This is a genomic window from Bradyrhizobium shewense (genome assembly GCF_900094605.1).
GTDB lineage: Bacteria > Pseudomonadota > Alphaproteobacteria > Rhizobiales > Xanthobacteraceae > Bradyrhizobium > Bradyrhizobium shewense.
The window spans coordinates 393,265-410,431 of the sequence record NZ_FMAI01000005.1 but is presented as its reverse complement, the minus strand read 5'-3'; the positions used below and the strand labels follow the sequence as shown (position 1 = coordinate 410,431).

At 58.8% G+C, this 17,167-nt stretch carries 13 protein-coding genes and 2 pseudogenes; 8 read left to right on the top strand and 7 right to left on the bottom strand.

Annotation, left to right across the window (positions count from 1 at the left end):
- The first annotated feature begins 85 nt into the window (after positions 1-85).
- Genes tnpA through GA0061098_RS12855 form a run of 4 tightly spaced genes read left to right on the top strand, consistent with a single transcriptional unit; the run spans position 86 to position 3,127 of the window.
- Positions 86-547: an IS66-like element accessory protein TnpA gene (tnpA, locus tag GA0061098_RS12870; RefSeq protein ID WP_091956634.1), complete on the top strand. Its 462-nt coding sequence runs from the start codon at positions 86-88 to the stop codon at positions 545-547.
- Positions 544-897: an IS66 family insertion sequence element accessory protein TnpB gene (gene tnpB / locus GA0061098_RS12865; protein WP_091956633.1), complete on the top strand. Its 354-nt coding sequence runs from the start codon at positions 544-546 to the stop codon at positions 895-897. The genes tnpA and tnpB overlap by 4 nt, the downstream gene beginning before the upstream one ends.
- Before the next feature lie 50 nt (positions 898-947).
- Positions 948-2,507, top strand: coding sequence for an IS66 family transposase (tnpC, locus tag GA0061098_RS12860; RefSeq protein WP_091956671.1), 1,560 nt, complete (start codon positions 948-950; stop codon positions 2,505-2,507).
- A 29-nt stretch (positions 2,508-2,536) separates the two neighbouring features.
- On the top strand, positions 2,537-3,127 hold the full coding sequence (locus GA0061098_RS12855; RefSeq protein WP_091956632.1) for a UPF0149 family protein: 591 nt from the start codon (positions 2,537-2,539) through the stop codon (positions 3,125-3,127).
- Positions 3,128-3,629: 502 nt separating this feature from the next.
- Here the strand turns inward: GA0061098_RS12855 and GA0061098_RS46075 are convergent.
- A complete protein-coding gene (locus GA0061098_RS46075) occupies positions 3,630-3,863 on the bottom strand; it encodes a helix-turn-helix domain-containing protein (RefSeq protein ID WP_245323265.1) in 234 nt (77 codons plus the stop codon).
- A gap of 1,260 nt (positions 3,864-5,123) precedes the next feature.
- Between GA0061098_RS46075 and GA0061098_RS12845 the strand changes: the two genes are divergently transcribed.
- Positions 5,124-5,483: a methylamine utilization protein gene (locus tag GA0061098_RS12845; protein ID WP_091956631.1), complete on the top strand. Its 360-nt coding sequence runs from the start codon at positions 5,124-5,126 to the stop codon at positions 5,481-5,483.
- A 5-nt stretch (positions 5,484-5,488) separates the two neighbouring features.
- Here the strand turns inward: GA0061098_RS12845 and GA0061098_RS12840 are convergent, their stop codons facing one another.
- From GA0061098_RS12840 to GA0061098_RS46070, 5 genes and pseudogenes are all read right to left on the bottom strand, one after another.
- Positions 5,489-6,481, bottom strand: coding sequence for a hypothetical protein (locus GA0061098_RS12840; RefSeq protein ID WP_165637316.1), 993 nt, complete (start codon positions 6,479-6,481; stop codon positions 5,489-5,491).
- A 501-nt stretch (positions 6,482-6,982) separates the two neighbouring features.
- Entirely contained in the window at positions 6,983-8,005 is a 1,023-nt protein-coding gene (locus GA0061098_RS12835) for a cytochrome-c peroxidase (protein ID WP_091956669.1), read from the bottom strand.
- 364 nt (positions 8,006-8,369) lie between these two features.
- Positions 8,370-11,318, bottom strand: coding sequence for an EAL domain-containing protein (locus GA0061098_RS12830; RefSeq protein ID WP_091956630.1), 2,949 nt, complete (start codon positions 11,316-11,318; stop codon positions 8,370-8,372).
- Positions 11,319-11,496: 178 nt separating this feature from the next.
- Positions 11,497-11,632, bottom strand: a pseudogene (locus tag GA0061098_RS47210) (Flp family type IVb pilin).
- Positions 11,633-13,440: 1,808 nt separating this feature from the next.
- Positions 13,441-13,680, bottom strand: a complete 240-nt coding sequence (locus tag GA0061098_RS46070) for a hypothetical protein (protein ID WP_245323262.1) — start codon at positions 13,678-13,680, stop codon at positions 13,441-13,443.
- A gap of 374 nt (positions 13,681-14,054) precedes the next feature.
- Between GA0061098_RS46070 and GA0061098_RS43700 the strand changes: the two are divergent.
- Together GA0061098_RS43700 and GA0061098_RS12815 are read left to right on the top strand one after the other, a co-directional pair.
- Positions 14,055-14,154, top strand: a pseudogene (locus GA0061098_RS43700) (ATP-binding protein); the annotation flags it as partial.
- A gap of 602 nt (positions 14,155-14,756) precedes the next feature.
- A complete protein-coding gene (locus tag GA0061098_RS12815) occupies positions 14,757-15,866 on the top strand; it encodes a hypothetical protein (protein ID WP_091956629.1) in 1,110 nt (369 codons plus the stop codon).
- A gap of 159 nt (positions 15,867-16,025) precedes the next feature.
- On the opposite strand, the gene GA0061098_RS12810 is transcribed toward GA0061098_RS12815, so the two are convergent.
- Positions 16,026-16,430 (bottom strand): hypothetical protein, encoded by a 405-nt coding sequence (locus tag GA0061098_RS12810; protein ID WP_129590843.1) that lies wholly within the window; start codon positions 16,428-16,430, stop codon positions 16,026-16,028.
- Between the two features lie 135 nt (positions 16,431-16,565).
- Here GA0061098_RS12810 and GA0061098_RS12805 point away from each other — a divergent pair, with 135 nt between their 5' ends.
- Complete coding sequence (locus GA0061098_RS12805) at positions 16,566-17,009, top strand: SET domain-containing protein (protein WP_091956668.1); 444 nt, start codon at positions 16,566-16,568, stop codon at positions 17,007-17,009.
- Positions 17,010-17,167 lie beyond the last annotated feature (158 nt).

Below are 17,167 nucleotides of genomic sequence, written 5' to 3'. Positions count from 1 at the left end.
GTAACCGGCATGAGGCCCCCACCTAGCCACCCCTCGGCTTGCGCGCGATACAGCCTGGCATGAGCTGATCGGTGGAGGTGGAACGATGGCAAATGCCATGCTTGATGCCAGGCAGGAAGATGGCTCCTATCGTCGCGTCGAGGTGATCACTGGGGAGCGCCGACGGCGTCGGTGGACGGGCGAGGAGAAGGCCCGGATCGTGGCGGAGAGCTTTGGGGAGGGTGTGAACATCTCCGAGGTTGCGCGGCGCAATGGCGTTTCGCGCGGGCTGCTTACGGTGTGGCGACGCCAAGTTGCGGCGGCGGTGGTGGGCAAGGGGCCGAACTTCGTGCCAATCCATATTGGTGCTGAGAGCGGTAGCGGGACAGCCGGCGAGCCCGAGCGTATTTCGTGGCTACAGACGAAGCCTTTGGAGATCGCCGCGCCGGCGGCCAAGGTTTGCGGGGTTGTCGAGATCGAGGTGAACGGGGCGCGCATCCGGGTCGAGCCGGGCGTGGAGCTGGCGACGCTGTCGACCGTGCTGGCGGCGCTTCGGGGCATCCGGTGATTGCGCTACGCCCTGACCTCAAGGTGGTGCTGGCGACACAGCCGGTCGATTTCCGCAAGTCGGTGCATACGCTGTCGGCACTGGTGAGCGAAGCGCTGCGTGCGAACCCGTATTGTGGTGACGTCTTCGTGTTCCGCAGCAAACGCATGGACAGAGTGAAGCTTCTGGCGTGGGACGGCAGCGGCATGGTGCTGGTGACGAAGTGGTTGCACCAGGGGCACTTCACCTGGCCGCCGATCCGCGACGGCGTGGTGCATCTCAGTGCGACGCAGCTCGCGATGCTCCTCGACGGACTCGAGTGGACGCGCGTCTCACCCAAGCCTGTGAAGCAGCCGGCCGTTGTCGGCTGAGAGAAGAGGATTTCGCTGGAGCCTGTGGCGCGCGGATGTATGGTCCGTTCATGGCGATTCGCCCGGACGTTCTCCCGACTGATCCAGCCGCTCTAACCGAGATGGTGCTCGCGCTCGACGCCGAGAACGAGAAGCTGCGTGTTGCGATGCAGACGCTCAAGGAGATGATCTTCGGGAAGCGCTCGGAACGGCTTGCCACGCTCGTGGTCGAGCAACTTGCGCTTGAGCTTGACGATCTTGAGACCAGGGTCACGCCGCCTGCAGCTGCCAACGACGATGCGCCTGCGGCGAAGCCATCCGATAAGCCGCGCAAGAAGGCGCGCCGCAACATCGGCGCGTTGCCCAAGCATCTGCCGCGCTGTGAGCAGGTCCTGGAGCCGGAGGTGACGGCCTGCCCGTGCTGCCAGGGCCAGCTTCACAAGATCGGCGAGGACGTCAGCGAGGTGTTGGACGTGGTCCCGGCGTTCCTGCGCGTGCTGCGCACGATCCGTCCCAAATACGGCTGCCGCGGCTGCACTGATGGCGTGGTCCAGGCGAGAGTGCTGCCGCGCCTGATTGAAGGCGGCATGGCGTCGACGGCCCTCGTGACCCACGTGGTGGTCTCGAAGTTCGCCTGGTATTTGCCGCTGTACCGGCAGGTTCAGATCCTTGCCGGCCAGGGCATCCATCTTGACCGCGCGACACTCGCCGGTTGGGTCAAACGTGCCGCCTGGTGGCTCAGGAGCCTTTATGAGCTGCAGCTGCGGATGATTCAGGCCGCGCCGCGCGTGTTCTGCGACGAGACGCCGATGCCGGTGCTCGATCCCGGACGACATCACCCCCGCATCTGCCAGTTCTGGGCGCATGCTATGGATGACCGGCCATGGGATGGCCCCTCGCCGCCGGCGGTTGCCTACGTATTCGCCGACGGCCGCGGCACCGAGGAGATCGCCGGACAGTTGACGGGCTTTTCCGGCATTCTGCAGGTGGACGGTTATGCCGCCTACAAGGCGCTGGCCCGCCGTCATGGCGGCGCGATCCAGCTCGCCTTTTGTCTCGCCCATGCCCGACGCAAATTCGTCGAGGTGTACAAGTCCACGCAGTCGCCATTCGCGCGCGAGGTGATTGAACGGCTGCAGGCGGTCTATGCGATCGAGGCAGAGATCCGCGGCAGTAGCGCGGAGCAGCGGCTGGCCGCCCGCCGCTCCAGGAGCGCACCGTTGATGGCGGCGCTCAATGCGCGACTGACCGAGATGGTCGGTCAGCTGTTCTCCCAATCGAAGCTGACAGAGGCGATCAACTATGCGCTCAATCACTGGAACGGACTGACGCTGTTTCTCCGCGACGGCCGCGTCGAGGTCGATTCCAACACGGTCGAGCGTTCTATGCGCCCGATTGCCATGGGAAGACGCAACTCCTTGTTCAGCGGCAGCGAAGGCGGCGCCGAGAGCTGGGCCATCCTGGCCTCGCTCGTGAACACCGCAAAGCTCCATGAGCTCGATCCGCAGGCCTATCTGACCGACGTGCTGGAGCGCATCGTCTCCGGGCGAACCAAGAGCCATCAACTGCACGAGCTGCTCGCCTGGCACTGGAAGGCGGCGCGCCAGCGCACCGCACAGGCCGCGGCATGAGCCCGCGTCGTCATAAAGCAGCGTCGTCGATGGCGGCAGCCGCAATGCCACTTGAGGAACTCGAGCGATGGCTGCAGGCTCGCGTCGATCAGCATCCTGCCGCCACCAATCTCCCCATGCTCGACGGCTACGTCGCCGCAATCGTGGCCGGACCGGTGTCGATGAGCCCACTCGACTGGATCTGCCCGCTGCTCGCCGTCGATGCCGATGCCTTCAACGACGGCGGCACCCCGGAGTTTGCAGCCATATCGGCCGTCGCGCTGCGCCACAACGACATCAGCAACACCCTCTCGACCGCACCCGACAGGTTCGCGCCGATGCACCGGCGCAAACCCAGTGGAGACGTCGATCCGCGACCATGGTGCCAAGGCTTCTATGCCGCGATGCGGCTCAAGCTATCGGCGTGGGCGCCGTTGCTGGACGCCAGTAACGTCAATCACGGCCTACTTCTGCCCATCCTGCTGCACTGTCGCGATGATCAGGGCCGTCCGCTGCTTGGGTCACCACGAAGCGGCCGCGAAACCAAGAAATTCCCGCGTAACGCCCAGGCCGATATTCCGGCGGCGGTCGAGGCCTTGCGGCAATACTGGATGCCGATCCGCTACGCCCGCGCTCGCTGATCACCGCGGGCGTGGGAGCTCATACCGGTTACGACCTAGATGAGGGAGCTGCTCGCCTGCCCCGACGCTGGAAGCCGCGCTCCTGAGAACAGCGCGTTACTACGCAATGTTCGTTTCAACCGACCTTGTGATTCGATGGTGCTCAGAGACTCACGGAGCTGGCCTTCGTCGCTCGGCTCTGCGTGCGACGTTGCGTAAGAGCTTTAAGACCAGGTGGCAGCCGGCGTACCCTTCGGCAGCCGGCCAGTCAGGCGCCGGATACGAGCTTAGGCAAAGTGGTGTTGTGTGCGCTTGAGGTTTGCTCGTTCCCCTTTGCCGAAACCGTAAGTGGACCGCATCTGAACGATGCAATGGCAATCAACACGTGGCGGGCCAGCCTTGGCGCCGGTCGATGTGAATGGGGCCGCGGACGCGGCTCTTCGCTCCGCGCAGAGCAATACGTGGTCGGCAAGTCGTCTCGATATGAACTGGAGAGATGAATCAGAAAGCCGGTGTGACCTTGTCACCCAATCAGCTCTTTTGCTGGAATCGCGGACTGAGACGAGGCATAAGCGCCTGAAATGAGCTTGTAACAACAACATGCCCTTTGCTCGAGGCACTTCGGTTCATCAATCTGCAAGACACCGCGCATCTTGCGGATCAGCCCTTGTTCTTCGAATCGGCTCAGGGTCTGCGTTACTCCAGCGCGACGAAGTCCCAAGACAGATGAAAGGTAGTCATGGGTAACCGGCAGCACGCGAGCGTCAGCAGCATCACTCGCCAAACAAAGCCAGCTCGCGAGCCTCTGTTCACTAGTGCCGAACCCCGCACAATCCTGTCTGAACGCTCTGAAATGTCAGCGCTTGAACGTACCCAAAGAGATGCTTGCGGAGCTCAGCACGTTCCTTTACCAGCCGGCGCAATTCCTCAACACGGATCCTGTGCGCGCTTCCGGGAAAGAACACCACAGATTGATGCGTCGAAAGATGTCCTCCCCACAAGAACGAAGCACCGACCACACCCTGATATCCTATGACGGCGGTTTCAAGCATGCTCCCCGCCGCGACAACCCTTAGCGAGACGAGGCCCGACCCCACGAAATAGACGTGCTCTACATGCCTTTTCGGCTCTTGCAGAACCATACGTTCTTTCAGGACGATCGGCTCAAGGCACTCCCCTAATGCCGCGAGGCTTTCCAGAGAGATTCTCGACAGGATAGCATTTCTGACAGGGTGCCGAGTATTAGGACGCAAGCTATCGGGCCGACAAAGAATCGACTGTGTGCCGGTAACTCCTGCGAGATCGGGGTCTCCCGAGTTGTCCAGCGATTCAAGGACGGCTGGCACCCGATTGGTCATAGTGCGGTCCGTCTCATGGCGTGGGCATCTGCCGGAAACGTAGCCAAATACTTATATGGATTCCTGCAATGAGCAGCTCGCTGAGCACAAATTCGGCGTCTAGACGACGTCTTTGACGAATTTCAACGCTTCACCGGGCCGATGGGGTGAGGAGCGCTCGCCTTGGATTCGTCAGCGTCGGAACGCCGTTAGACCAGCGCGCCACGCTGTTTCCGCCTGACGGGGGTTGCGAAGTCCGCTGCGTGAGACGAACCCAGCGGCACTAAAGCAACCGCTTCCCCAGAGAACATTTTGGATGTCAGGCGCGAACTTGGTCACGCTCCCTTTCTGCAGAAGTTCATTATGCGCCACCCGAATTTTTTTCTGACGCCCTCAAGTACAATCAAACAATTTTTTGCTCAACAGCTGATGCCATGACGGAGCACTGTCTGTCTTGCCGCGGGGACGTGGCGACGACTGGCGATCCCCTCGCATCGCCAAAAGGCAACCATCTGCGTGGACATTAGCCGGCGGCTGCCCCGGTCTCAAATTTTCTCTAATGATGACGGTGACCGACGCGCCAAATTATGATCAATCTGATAAGTGTCCCAGTAGTCCCGGGCCTTCGGTAGTCCGCGGTAAGGTCGCATTTTTTTGAATTAGCTTTCAGTGAGGTCGGAATGAGAGCAAGGCTAATACCTTCGCGCACGGGCAAGTTCGGTTTCCAGATGACAGCCGCAATAGTGGGAGGGCTCCTCGCTGGAGCCGCTCTAGGCGCCAGCCCCTATGTAATTTCGCAAAAAGATCGAGAATTCAGACCCCAGGAAATCGTAATAAAGCGCGGCGAGACCATACGGTTCATCAACGATGACGGTGAGCTCTTGCACCACACCTATTTGAGCTCAGACACTTTCGAATTCGATTCTGGCGATCAACAGCCGGGCAGCCAATTCGACGTCGTCTTTTCTGTTGCTGGTGATTACACTGTGTTGTGCGGCATTCATCCCAAGATGAAGCTTGGCGTGCATGTCAAAAAGTAGCGCGCCTACAGAATTGAGGTATTGAAGATCGCTGCATGGCCGACATAGTAGGCGAAGAGCGTAACCGTCAGCGCCGCACATAGTCCGGCCGGAGCGAGCCAGGGAGCTCGATAGTCGGTCTCCCTCGGCTGATTATCGGAAAGTATCGCGACCAGGACGACGATGATCGCCGAGTGCCCGATCACATCAAGCTTGCCGAATTCGAAGCACGCACTGATGAACATTCCAAGCAGTATGGCAGCCGCAACGCGCCGGACCAGTGGCGTCCAAACTAAGGCAAACGCGAGCGTGAATTCGACCATACCTGCGGCGCGCATATAGAACTCACTATCGAACCCGAGCGTCATGCCGGGGTGCTCGATCAGAAGTGGGAAGCTCCATTCCGGGTAAGCCCACTTTTCCACCGAGGCCCACATCAACGTGACGGCGGTTGCGTAGCGAACGACATCGAGCGGCGGAATGCCGAACAGATCTTTTTGCAAGCCAGCGAGGGCGAGGTAGGCCGCAAGGCCCAGAAAGATCGGATAATCAGCCAGATGAAACGTTCCGTAGTCTCGAACGGCGAGCCCGAACAGCATCGCGATCCCCGCCGCGGAAAGGGGCATCGTGCGGCGCGATAGCAGGCCCGCGGCGATAGCGAGCTGCAAAGGCCCAACCATTGGCGAAGTCGTTTTCAATTCCGGGGTCAGCAAGATGCCGCCCACCGCCCAAAGCGAGATGAAGAAAAATCCGCAGACAGCACGGATCATTTCCTCAGTGTGTAGCCGCAATCCATCCGTGAAGCGGTTGAGGGAGCGGGCCGTCAGCTCACCCAAAGACGTCCGCTCAACCATGCAGCCGGAACAAAACCAGAGCAGGGCAAGAGCCAACAGCAGTTCAAAATCCTGGCACAGCACGTTTTCGAGGCTTCGGGGCTGGCCGGCAGCGTCATAGGCACAGAACCACTTGACATGGGCACTGGCAGCTTGTGTCCCCCAGAACCAAAAAGAAAGTCCCATGATGGACTTTGCAAATAGGGAGCCCCGGAATGCCGCAATGGCATCCCCCGTCAGAGACCCGAACATAAGAAACCACCCCTCTTGGAAGCGCCCGCCTCTAAACGATTTTTTCAACTTAGCATAACTCTTAATGATGTGACGGAGCCTGCTTGCGAAGGTTGTTCGCTGGGCTAATGGGGACACGCCAGCAAACATTTTGAGCGGCGAGACTATCGCAATCCTTTCAATTTTACAGATTTCGACGACGGGCCCTCAATGCAAGTGAAGTACTGAATGTCAGACAAAACAAGATGTCTGGAGTAAGCCCATGTTCGGTGCGTTTCGTACAAAGAGTGTGCACGTGGGCTCGGCGTTGACCCTTACCGCAAAGCGGCTCGCAGCATGCAGTGAAACCCTAGAGACGTGGGCGGGCGGGCTCCTCATCCTAATGTTTGGCTTGCTGGGAGCGGCATTGCCGCACTTTCCCTGAGAGCCTCCCCGATCGCGCGATCGGGGCACCGATCATCGCGCTAACCTGGGAAACGTCGCATCTGTCGAGGATGCGGTGAGCGTCTGGAGAAAAGCGATCAGATCCGCCTTTTCGCTTTCCGTAAGAGATAGAGGCTTTAATGACGGTGAGCGGCTCGGACGGTCGACCCCACCCTTGTCATAGAGTTCGATGACCTCTTCGAGGGTTGCGACTGATCCATCATGCATGTAGGGAGCACGCCGCGCGACATCGCGCAATGTCGGCGTTTTGAATGCGTACCGCAGCTTTTGCGAAGTCGGAAACAGCCGACCGCGTCCAACGTCGTCGTTCTTTGCGATGCCAATATCGTGAAACGATCCGTCAGTGAGGGATGGTCCAGCGTGGCAGTTTGAGCAACGGGCTTTGCCGTTGAAAATCTGAAAGCCGCGTTTTGCCGCGGCGCTGACGGCTGACGCGTCTCCCATGATCCATCGGTCGAATGGCGCTTCGCCAGCCACGATGGTTCGTTCAAAAGTCGCCAAGGCGGCTTCGATCCTGGGTCGCGTGATCGCACCGTCCCCGAATGCGGCTGCGAATGCATCAGTATAGGCTGGGATAGCGGAGAGGCGCGCAATCAATTCTGATTCCGTTAAATTCATATTTGCCGGGCCTGTGATCGGCCCAAACGTGACGGCTTCGAGAGACTTGAATTTGCCGTCCCACCCCAACGGTTCGGTGAATGCCACATCGATCAGCGTCGGCGCACGCAAAGGCAGGCCCCTGGGATCCTCGCCGATCGCACGCGCAAGGCCATCACCCCAGGAAAGCGACGGATTGTGGCACGTCGCGCAGGAACGAGTGCGGGACTTAGAGAGCAACGCATCGAAGAAGAGTCTTTCCCCAAGAGCAGCTTTCGGCACCGAGTAGGGATTACGATCGGGAAACGGGATCGCCGCAGGCCGACGATAACTGGCCCACTCCGTGGCATCGGCTGATTTCTCCGCTGCTACTGCGGCAACAGGCTGGCCTAACGGAAAGAGGGCCGCGAGCAAAGCTAAGCAGACCCATAACCTCATCGGCTCCTCGACGACATATCGCTTCCTATATGGCAACCCCGGAAAACCCCTTAATAGCAATTGCTGCCGATTAAGGAAGTCTGCTTCAGAACACCTTTGCGCTCCATGACTGGGGGCGAGCCAACAACTGGTGCAGTGGATCCGTGCGACACCCTCAATGAACTTCATTTCACGACCCTCAACAAACCCCTAGGCTGGAGCCGCGGCGGCTGATGCGCCGGTGATTATGATCGCGCCCGACGATCGGAACCTTTTTGGCTCGGTTGTTAGCATGCCGACGCACCTTGCGGATCCGGAAGGCATTGGACCTAACAGCGAGAGCGCACTCAGGACCGCACAAAACTCAGAAAAGTCTTGGTTCGTCTTAGCCGGTCATCGCACCGCTCAACTGACGTCTCGCGAGGCCACCTCTTAGATTCAGGATTGTTGATGCTATCTCGGTAGCAGGGACCGGGCGGCTGAATAGGAATCCCTGCACCTCGTTGCACCCTTCCGCTTCTATTTGATTCAACTGTTCAATCGTCTCGACCCCCTCCGCCGTTGTTGTTATGCCGAGGCCTTTTCCGAGGCTGGTGATGGCTCTTACGATCAATTTGGATCCATTTGTCGCTGTTGCGTCACGGACGAATGACTGATCGATTTTGAGCTTGTCAAAGGGGAAGCTGCGCAGATAGCTCAGCGACGAGTATCCAGTACCAAAATCATCTAAAGCGATGCTCAGCCCCTGCGCCTTCAGCTTATGCAGTGTTGCAATCGTCTCGGCGCTGTTTCCAAGGAGAACAGACTCCGTAATTTCTAATTCGAGCCGTTGCGGGGCTATCCTTGAAGCATCAAGCGCGCTCGCGACAACCTCTATAAATCTTGGATCCCGAATCTGCGTCGCCGAGACATTGACTGCAATCTTGAGCTCGCTCGGCCAACCGGCCGCCTGCTCGCAGGCGCGGTTGAGAACCCATTCACCCAGTGGAGTGATGAGGCCGATGTCTTCTGCGATCGGAATGAATTGGTCAGGTGGCACCAGCCCACGCTTCGGATGAGGCCAGCGCAATAATGCTTCGAAGCCGCTGATCCGGTCCATCCGCAGGTCATAAATGGGTTGATAGAAAAGAGTGAATTCGTCCTTGGCCATGGCTTCGCGAAGATCGAGTTCGAGCGCGCGGCGGCTCTGCACACTTGCGTCCATCGCCGGTTCGAAAAACCGCCATGTTCCCCTGCCGCCCGCCTTGGACCGGTACAACGCCATGTCCGCATTCTTCAGAAGCTTTTCGCGTGTCATACCGTCACCGGGCGCGAGCGCAATTCCGACACTGCATCCGACGATAACGCGATGCCCATTTAGCTCATAAGGAGCTCCGATACATTCTACCACGCGGCGGGCGAGGCGTTCGGCATCTTCAGCGTTTTGGACATCAGATTGTATGATCGCAAACTCGTCGCCACCCAACCGGGCGACGGTATCAATCTCGCGGACGCACGCGCTCAGTCGGTCGGCGACTGCGCAAAGCAGCCCATCACCCACCGGGTGGCCCAAGGTGTCATTGATCTGTTTGAAATTGTCCAGATCCAGGCAGAACACCGCAAAACCAGAACCGCGGCCGGCCTCCGCGACGGCGTTTTCAATGCGCTCGGCGAACAATGAGCGGTTAGGTAGCCGGGTCAGATCATCATGCCGCGCCATAAAGGTAATTTGAGATTGGGCTCTCTGTTGTTCGGTCACATCTTCGCAACTGACGAGCCAGCCGCCATCAGAAGTGGAGCGATGGCCGATAGAGATGACGCGTCCGTCGTTACGGCGCTGGAGGTAGTTGCCGCTCTCGTGGCGAGGCAAAACCTTCTCCCGCTCCGCCAGCAGATCGGGCACCTTCTGGCCGCCATGATTTCCAGCGGCAACACTCAGACCGAGCACTTCCTCGAAAGTCATGCCCGGAGTAACGAGCTCAGGCGAAAGATCAAAGATCTCACAGAAGCGTCGGTTTACGACCTGCAGCCGTGCCTCACTATCGTAGAGGCAGAGGCCCTGAGACATGTGTGTCAGCGCCGCATCCAGTCTCAGATTCGTCGCATGCAACTCGGCTTCTTGACGCTTCAAGCCGGTGATATCGCTATAAACGAGGATAACACCTCCCTCTTGGGTCGGACTGCGGCTAACTCGCAGCCACCGTCCGTCTGGGAGTCGGGCTTCGCTCGCCAATCCTTCGACGTCGTGAGAGACCTCTCGTTGAGTGATTTCCGCTCCGGCTGACTCATCGCTCGGCACCTGCTCAACTCGAAAGAGATCCGGATGAACAAGCTGCGAGGAGCAGCCGATGAATTCGCTAGCTCGGGAATTGACCAATGCTATCTGTCCGCTCGCGTCCAGGAGCACGATGCCTTCTCGAGAATTTTCCAGCGCATCGGAAAGCCGCGCCTGCGCGGAGCGACGTTGCGCCACCTCTCGATCGACCATCTCCCTGATGTTATCCCGCATCTTCCTCATGGCTGCGAGTAGCGAGCCTAGCTCGTCACTGCTGCCTCTGGGAATGTCTGCGTTCAGGTCGCCATCGGCAATACTCCTTGCCGCTTTCGACGCAATGGCGACAGGCCCGATAATTCGCCGCGCCAACAGCCACGAAAAAAGCCCGGACAGAACGAGCGCAACGGTCAGCGCTACCACATTCAGTTGCAGATCCCGTTTGATCGCGGCAAGGGCTCGCTGACGGAATAGAAAACCATCCCCGGCCGTATAGTTCACCAGCAATTCAATCTGCTGATTTACGAGGTTGGAAAGCTGGTCAACGCCGTCGATTTCCCGAGCGCTCGCTTCATCCTGCCCAGTGCCATCGGTAGACGCTTGAAGGGGACGGCGATGAATCGCGACCCAGGCGCTTGCCGCTTCCTTAACTTTGGCGGCTGCCCTCGCAGCTCGCGCTGATTGCGACCGTTCAGCCGCTATAGTCACATCTTCCGAAAGCGTCTTCGCCAGCTTGTCGATTTCATCATCCAGTCGAGCACGGGTAGACGGATGCCTTGTGACGCGTGAAGACGCCACGCGCATCGCGGCAAAATCGGCTCCAGCCGCACGTGCGTAGTTGATCGACATCAAGGACTCATCGAAGGTCCGCGCAACCAGGTCGCCTGCGTGCCGGATACCAAGGACGGAATACCCTCCGAGGCCCACCGCAATCGCGCTCATCGCAAGACAAAAGCATAAGATCGCGATTCGGATCGACCCTCGAGCCGAGACAAAGCACGAGAACCAGGCCGTCACGGACTGAAAGGCCTCAAGGACCGCTTTCGATTGATTGCCAAATTTGCCGACGACGAAAAGACTCATCCAGGTGTCTTTCCCTAAAACACGAATTTCCGAGCAGCCGCATTGAGATGATCTGTTCCACCCCTCGCCGCACTTCTTCTCAAGTTCTGCCGATCCCTAGCGGCCCAGCTCGCCTCTGACTGGGTCCTTCATGCACAGGTGGTGGAGAAAAAAGGCAGCCGACTGAGGCGGCCTTTGATCATGTGAGAGAGCTGCGGATCGAAGTGAATTTTCGTATTGACTTTAGTGCCTAGCCCTTTCACGACTGTGATGATTGCAAGCGAGACACCTGCCGCTATCAGCCCATATTCTATGGCGGCGGCCCTGGGACTCATCGCGTAAAGTGAACTAGCGTTTTCACGGTATGTGCCCTTCTAAGGTTTAACGCACGGGATTTACCGGCAATTTGTTAAAACCGGCAGAATCTCATTCGAGAGTCCGCTTGGTGTGGCGCCAAATCTTTGTACGGAACGTACAAATGCGCGCGCACTTCGCACGGTCACGGTGAACCTCTCGCCATCCAGTTACAAATCGCAAGCGGGTGCAGGTGGCGATCTCGGCACTGGCGACCGGGCATGACAAACCGGCGCCTAATCTGAATTGATTTCGCAATCCTGAATTCTGCGCAAAAGTACCCCGGACCGCACGAATTCGATCTCACTGTTGTTGTCGCTGCCATCGATCGAAAAAGCGTTACGTGGCCACGACGGGGTCCGAATGGCTGACGCAATAGCTGCGGCTGAAACGTCATGTGCGCACAAAACATGCAAGTCACGCGTGAAAATCGCCGCCAACCAGCGCAAGGAAACGCGTATTCGTGGAGCCGCCTTGCGCGATTAGACGGTGTTCGCGCAAGCTTGGAGTTCTCGGTGAGTGAGCGACCTACTCATCCTGATGCTCCCTTCAGTCGCCCTTTGGGGCGTTTCCTCCCTGACTTGGCCGTGCTGAATGTCCGCGCGGCCATTCTCGAATCGAAGAATGGTGAAGCGGGCCGACTAACAGTCAGCCGCGTTAGGCGCACGAAGCTAGGCCCCGCGTTGAAGTTTGATGCCCGGCGATCTGCGCCTTCGCTCTCGCAGATATGGGCGATCCGATGCAATCGCAATTCAATGATGTCAACGAGGAGGTTGCGCAGAGGTATGGGAAAGGTAGTAAGTTTCCCCGGCCATTATTTTAGCCGGGATTTCAGCTTCAAGGTTTGCGAGAGATGCGACGGTATCTCCGATGGTTTGACAACTCACTGTCCTGGCGTGAGCTTGCCGCCGCTCGTCGGCTGCAATGTCGCCGCCGGCCTGCTCAACTATGACGAGCGCTGCGGCGGCTGGCACTGGCGCGCGCCATGGCTTTCGCGCAAGCCAGTGCAATGAATAGCTTCCGCGCTGAATCTGCGAGTAGAGAACACGCGTCCGCAAAGCGGCGGGAGTGCAATGGAGGGCGGAAGATTAAGTGCGCTCCACTGAACCGTCGTAGGAATTGGGAAAGCTATTGCGCGTTCTCCCCCCTGTCCGCGCGACTTGGAATATTCCGTTGCATTATAGCACCTTAAGGCAGCACCGCCCGCGCATGGGTGCGGCAACGCAGCTACCAAGTCTTACGGCATGTGCGGATAGGGCCAAGACGGTCGTACCGCTGAGGCGAAGCGTAAGCTGCGGCTTTTGGGTTGAGAAGCGGGATTTGAACGCCGTTCAGACGGAACGATCTAAGAATTTATTCACGGGCAACTCACCATAGGGCTTGGACCGTGGCAGTGGAATTTCGAGATCTACGCTGGGCTATCGTCGCTTCCCAACACCGAAGCCTCCGCCAAGCGGCGGAGACACTCAGAATCAATCTCGCGCATGAGCAGGTAGCGACGCAGCACCGCCGCAGCTTCCTGCTCTGAGACCTCGGTCGCTGGCTTGCCGGCTTGGCCGCCGATCGACAGCCTGGCCGCCGCATGCGGTATCGCCTTATGAAGGCACCGCATCTCGTCGTCGGTTACGCGCCGGTTGAAGTAGAAGCAAAGCGCGTTTTCGTTGCCGTCGTCGCGACCAGCTGCGGGGCAGCGTAGCGACTCCTGTTTTGCGTCGTTGACAAGCCGCAGCGCGGGCCGGGGTGTGGCGCTTCTGTCCTGGTGGTGGTGTCGGGCACGGGACGGGCTCTCTCAACGCGCGGGCGAGGTTGGCGGGGTTTTGGGCAGGCGGCAGGCGCGCTTCTCCACATCCACAGCGATCGCTGAGAGCGTTTCGTTCTGATCAATGAGCAGAGAGATCGCCTTCGTCGACCAGTCCTCGTAGGTCAGCGTGCCGGAATTCCACAAGAAGACGAGCGCGCGGGCGACCGCGTTGTGCCGGGATAGTTCCTGCAACTTGTGGAAAAGCACGGCGTTCATTTGTTCGGGCATGATCTTCTCTTCGTCTAGGCCGTGTCGGGTTTTCAGTCGACGCTAAACCCGAGCTCGCAATGCCGCCCCGAGCCCGTTCGCGCCGTCACGCCAGTGGTCCCGATCTTTCGTGATGTCTCGCTCGGCACGCTTGGCGACCACCGAGGGATTCTTAGCACCACAACCAGTGCGATAATCAGCGCCGATGAGCCACCTTGTGCCGTCTTTCTGCTTGATCAGCCGAGGGTTAACAAACCCGGGTGACGTTTGCCCCTCGTCAGGCGGTCGATCCTTGGGTTGCTCCAGCTTTCCATTTGCGCTTGGTCCCCACGAAACTGGCCGCGGCAATAGCCAAGGTGCTAGAGACGCTGAACTGCCCACAATAGGTCGCCCCTGACTTCATTGCCCTGGACGAGCTCGGATATTTGCCCTTTTGCCCAGTCCGGCGATCAGCTTCTCTTCCACCTCGTCAGCCGGCTTTATAAGCGCGCCTCCGCAAAGTGTCATACGTTTCCCGGTCTTCGTCGAACTGGCGGATAAGGTCTCCTATGAAGGACCGCCGCACACACGGAAAGCAAACCGAAAAGGCATTACCCGAAGCCGCAATCGAATTTATGCGATAACGAGCGCTTCAAGCAACGTTTCCTTGCGACAAAGTCTCACCAGCCAGCGGCAGAATGCGCGCACCAACTCAGGAGTTTCGCTCCGGTCGAAGGCAAAGGCGTGATACTGCATTCCGCTCGGCACGTGCGAGTTTGGAACCACCTTGAGCAGGCCGCCAGGCACGTCTATGCAGTTTTTGCCACTGTGCGAGTGTTTTGGTCGTGCGATTTGAACAGATGGCTGTAGCAGTCTACGACTGCTATGGCCGGCAAAGGTCTGAGCTGTTTTTAGTTCAGGTCGGCCTCCATCCAGCAGGACACCGCGAAATGCCGCAAGGCGTGCCACTTGAGCGCAATCCGGCATCTTGCGCGTTTTTCGACCGAAGTGTGGCGATCGGGCAGGCCCATTTGGCCCACTGAATTCTCTGAGTGCGTCAGCTTGTCGACAGCTGGTCCTAATAGAGCGAGAGCGACACACTCGAACCGGCGGCGGACATGGACCCATTTAACACTATCAACCCATTCGACCCAGAGTTCGCTGCTTACAGCCCCGTGCCGCAAGCGCAACAGCAGCAAGCGGATTTTGAGCCGTACTTGGATGAAGTGCAGCAAGTTGGTACGTCTGCGATCGCAGAGGATCCTGTTTCTGCTGATCCCTACTATCCTCATCTGTCGGAAGAAGGCCTTAGACTCGCCGAGACCTTGGGACTTGAGCACCAGAGGGCCAACGGTTCTCATCCCGAACACGCAGTTACCGGACGCGAGGACGCCGCTGTCCTGATAGGTGAGGACTACACCGGCCAATTGAGGCCTGCGAAGAGGCAGAGGACACTAAGCCAGACGCAAGCCGATGCCATTGAGCACCAGCCCGGCGAGCCTAGCAATTCAGCCGCTCGCGATCTGATTGAACAGGCCGGCACACCGTTTCGGGCCAGCGGTCCGTTGATCCTTCCTGCGGAAGACTTCGCCCAGGATCTGCTGTGGGCGATGCTGGAAAACGCCGGCTCATCGTCGTCTCTCGAGCCAACCGAGCGTCATGACCACGCCGTGGATTCAGGAGCGGCCGTTCGTTCCTTCAACTCGCGGCAGGACGACTGGCGCACGTCAGGCGCGCATGAGGGTAGCAGCGTCCCGCCGAGCCAGGACCCCCCACCCGCTCCTTTCATAGTTCATAACGACCGCTTCACGGCGCTGTTCGTGCCCGCGGCGGCGATGAGGGGCAGCTCTCCACTCAATCTGTCAGGCGCAACCATTCATTTCGGATCTCGACCGGAAAGCGTTTCGCAGCCGAGCGCACAGCCGACGAATCGGCCCTCGCCAGCACTGCTCGCACAGACGATGGAGCAAGCCGCTCCGGCTTCCGCCAGAGCTGAGACGGCGCCGCCCGTGGCCCGCGAGATTTACGCCGCATCATTCGCCGTTCCTGAGGGCTTTTCGCACGGGACCCAACCCGCCCCAGTCACGATGATCTCAAAGCTCGGCCACTGGGGCCTCTTGCCGGACGCAGCGCAGCCGGTGAAGCAATACGACATTCGCGGCGAGCGTTACACCGCCCTTTTAGGGCCGGGAGGACCCAATGACGTTCGGCTCATCCATCATCCATAAATGTAGACGCCAGGGACAGCCGCTACGGAGAAGTCAACACCGATAGCGCAGGTACCGGACTTGTTGATGGACTATAGCTTGCTTCAGCGACTCTTGCGAGGCTTAGTCAGGCTCGGGGCGTTGCGGATAAGCGATGTGGCCCCGATGCACCTGCGAACATCATCGTTTACCGGCTCCTCGTCGAGCGGACAGCTCTCTCCCTTTGTTTGTTTCACCGAGGCAATTGTGCAGCCAGACCGGCGGTCTACCGCCGATCTCCCAACCGGGCGCTCTTTGCAATATCTGCCCATGTCTCCATTTTGTGCTGGGCGCCCCAAGGCCCAGGAACCAGTGGGCATTGACGCATTCGGCCTGAAAGCGGCTCTTCAAAGCCTCGATGAAGGACTTGTCGGCGGCGCCGCGCCGCGAGAAATTCCAGCGTGCCGCCGCGCTAATAGGTCCACAGGAACGGTCGCGCGGCATGAACTCGCGGCCTCGATTAACGTGGATTTTGCTCGAAATCCCATTGATTTGCAGCCCCTCCAGCGCCAGCACCATGGCGGTGCCGCGGATGGCGATCCGCACTAGGCCGCCGAAACGAACGCTGAGGAACTCCAAGTTGTGAGAGGCGCTATAAACGCCCCTACCAATTCGTGCAGGAGATTTCGCACCTGACGTCAGCTAGCTTGCCGGGTGTTAGTGAGTTGGGAGCTTTCTTCGATGTTGATCGTTGAAACTATTTTGAAGCCAGACCAGTTTGGCGGCATCGGCCTTTTCTCCGCCAAACGCTTGCCTAAAGGTGCGTTAGTTTGGATTCACAACCCGATTGTTGACATTGCGGTGACGCCCGAACAATACGAGACTCTAGCTCCAACATTTCAAGCTTTACTTGATAAGCATGCCTACCCGAGAGACCTCAAAGTTAATGACGGTGTCGTAGAGTATAATGCTGACAACGCTCGCTTCATGAATCACAGCAGTCATCCAAACACATATCAAGACGATCATTGCAGAATTTTCACAGCCCGTGACGTACAACCTGGTGAAGAACTGACTTGCGATTACTTGTCTTTCGATCCAGGCTGTGACTTATCGTGGAATAAGGAGCTATTGCCGATCTCCAGCTCCTGCTTTCGAAGCCTGGAGCCGGCTCCGGCAGGTTGATTCCGCGCCGTACGCGTTGCTCTAGTGATTCCGGGAGCAGCTCTCGGCAACCTAAAAATTCTCGCCGTCCAATCGCGCGGCGGAGCAGTGTCGCTTATGGAGCCGGACTCGCGACGTTCAGGGCGTTGCACGCTGTAATCGCATGCAAAAGCAGTTCA

What these genes read in the sequence shown, in the direction of transcription:
- tnpA (WP_091956634.1), top strand. Translation starts at nt 86, where the DNA reads ATGGCAAATGCCATGCTTGATGCCAGGCAGGAAGATGGCTCCTATCGT.
- GA0061098_RS12840 (WP_165637316.1), bottom strand. Translation starts at nt 6,481, where the DNA reads ATGGGACTTTCTTTTTGGTTCTGGGGGACACAAGCTGCCAGTGCCCAT.
- tnpC (WP_091956671.1), top strand. Translation starts at nt 948, where the DNA reads ATGGCGATTCGCCCGGACGTTCTCCCGACTGATCCAGCCGCTCTAACC.
- GA0061098_RS12855 (WP_091956632.1), top strand. Translation starts at nt 2,537, where the DNA reads ATGGCGGCAGCCGCAATGCCACTTGAGGAACTCGAGCGATGGCTGCAG.
- GA0061098_RS46070 (WP_245323262.1), bottom strand. Translation starts at nt 13,680, where the DNA reads ATGCCCGAACAAATGAACGCCGTGCTTTTCCACAAGTTGCAGGAACTA.
- GA0061098_RS12830 (WP_091956630.1), bottom strand. Translation starts at nt 11,318, where the DNA reads ATGAGTCTTTTCGTCGTCGGCAAATTTGGCAATCAATCGAAAGCGGTC.
- GA0061098_RS12815 (WP_091956629.1), top strand. Translation starts at nt 14,757, where the DNA reads ATGGACCCATTTAACACTATCAACCCATTCGACCCAGAGTTCGCTGCT.
- GA0061098_RS12835 (WP_091956669.1), bottom strand. Translation starts at nt 8,005, where the DNA reads ATGAGGTTATGGGTCTGCTTAGCTTTGCTCGCGGCCCTCTTTCCGTTA.
- GA0061098_RS12845 (WP_091956631.1), top strand. Translation starts at nt 5,124, where the DNA reads ATGAGAGCAAGGCTAATACCTTCGCGCACGGGCAAGTTCGGTTTCCAG.
- GA0061098_RS12805 (WP_091956668.1), top strand. Translation starts at nt 16,566, where the DNA reads ATGTTGATCGTTGAAACTATTTTGAAGCCAGACCAGTTTGGCGGCATC.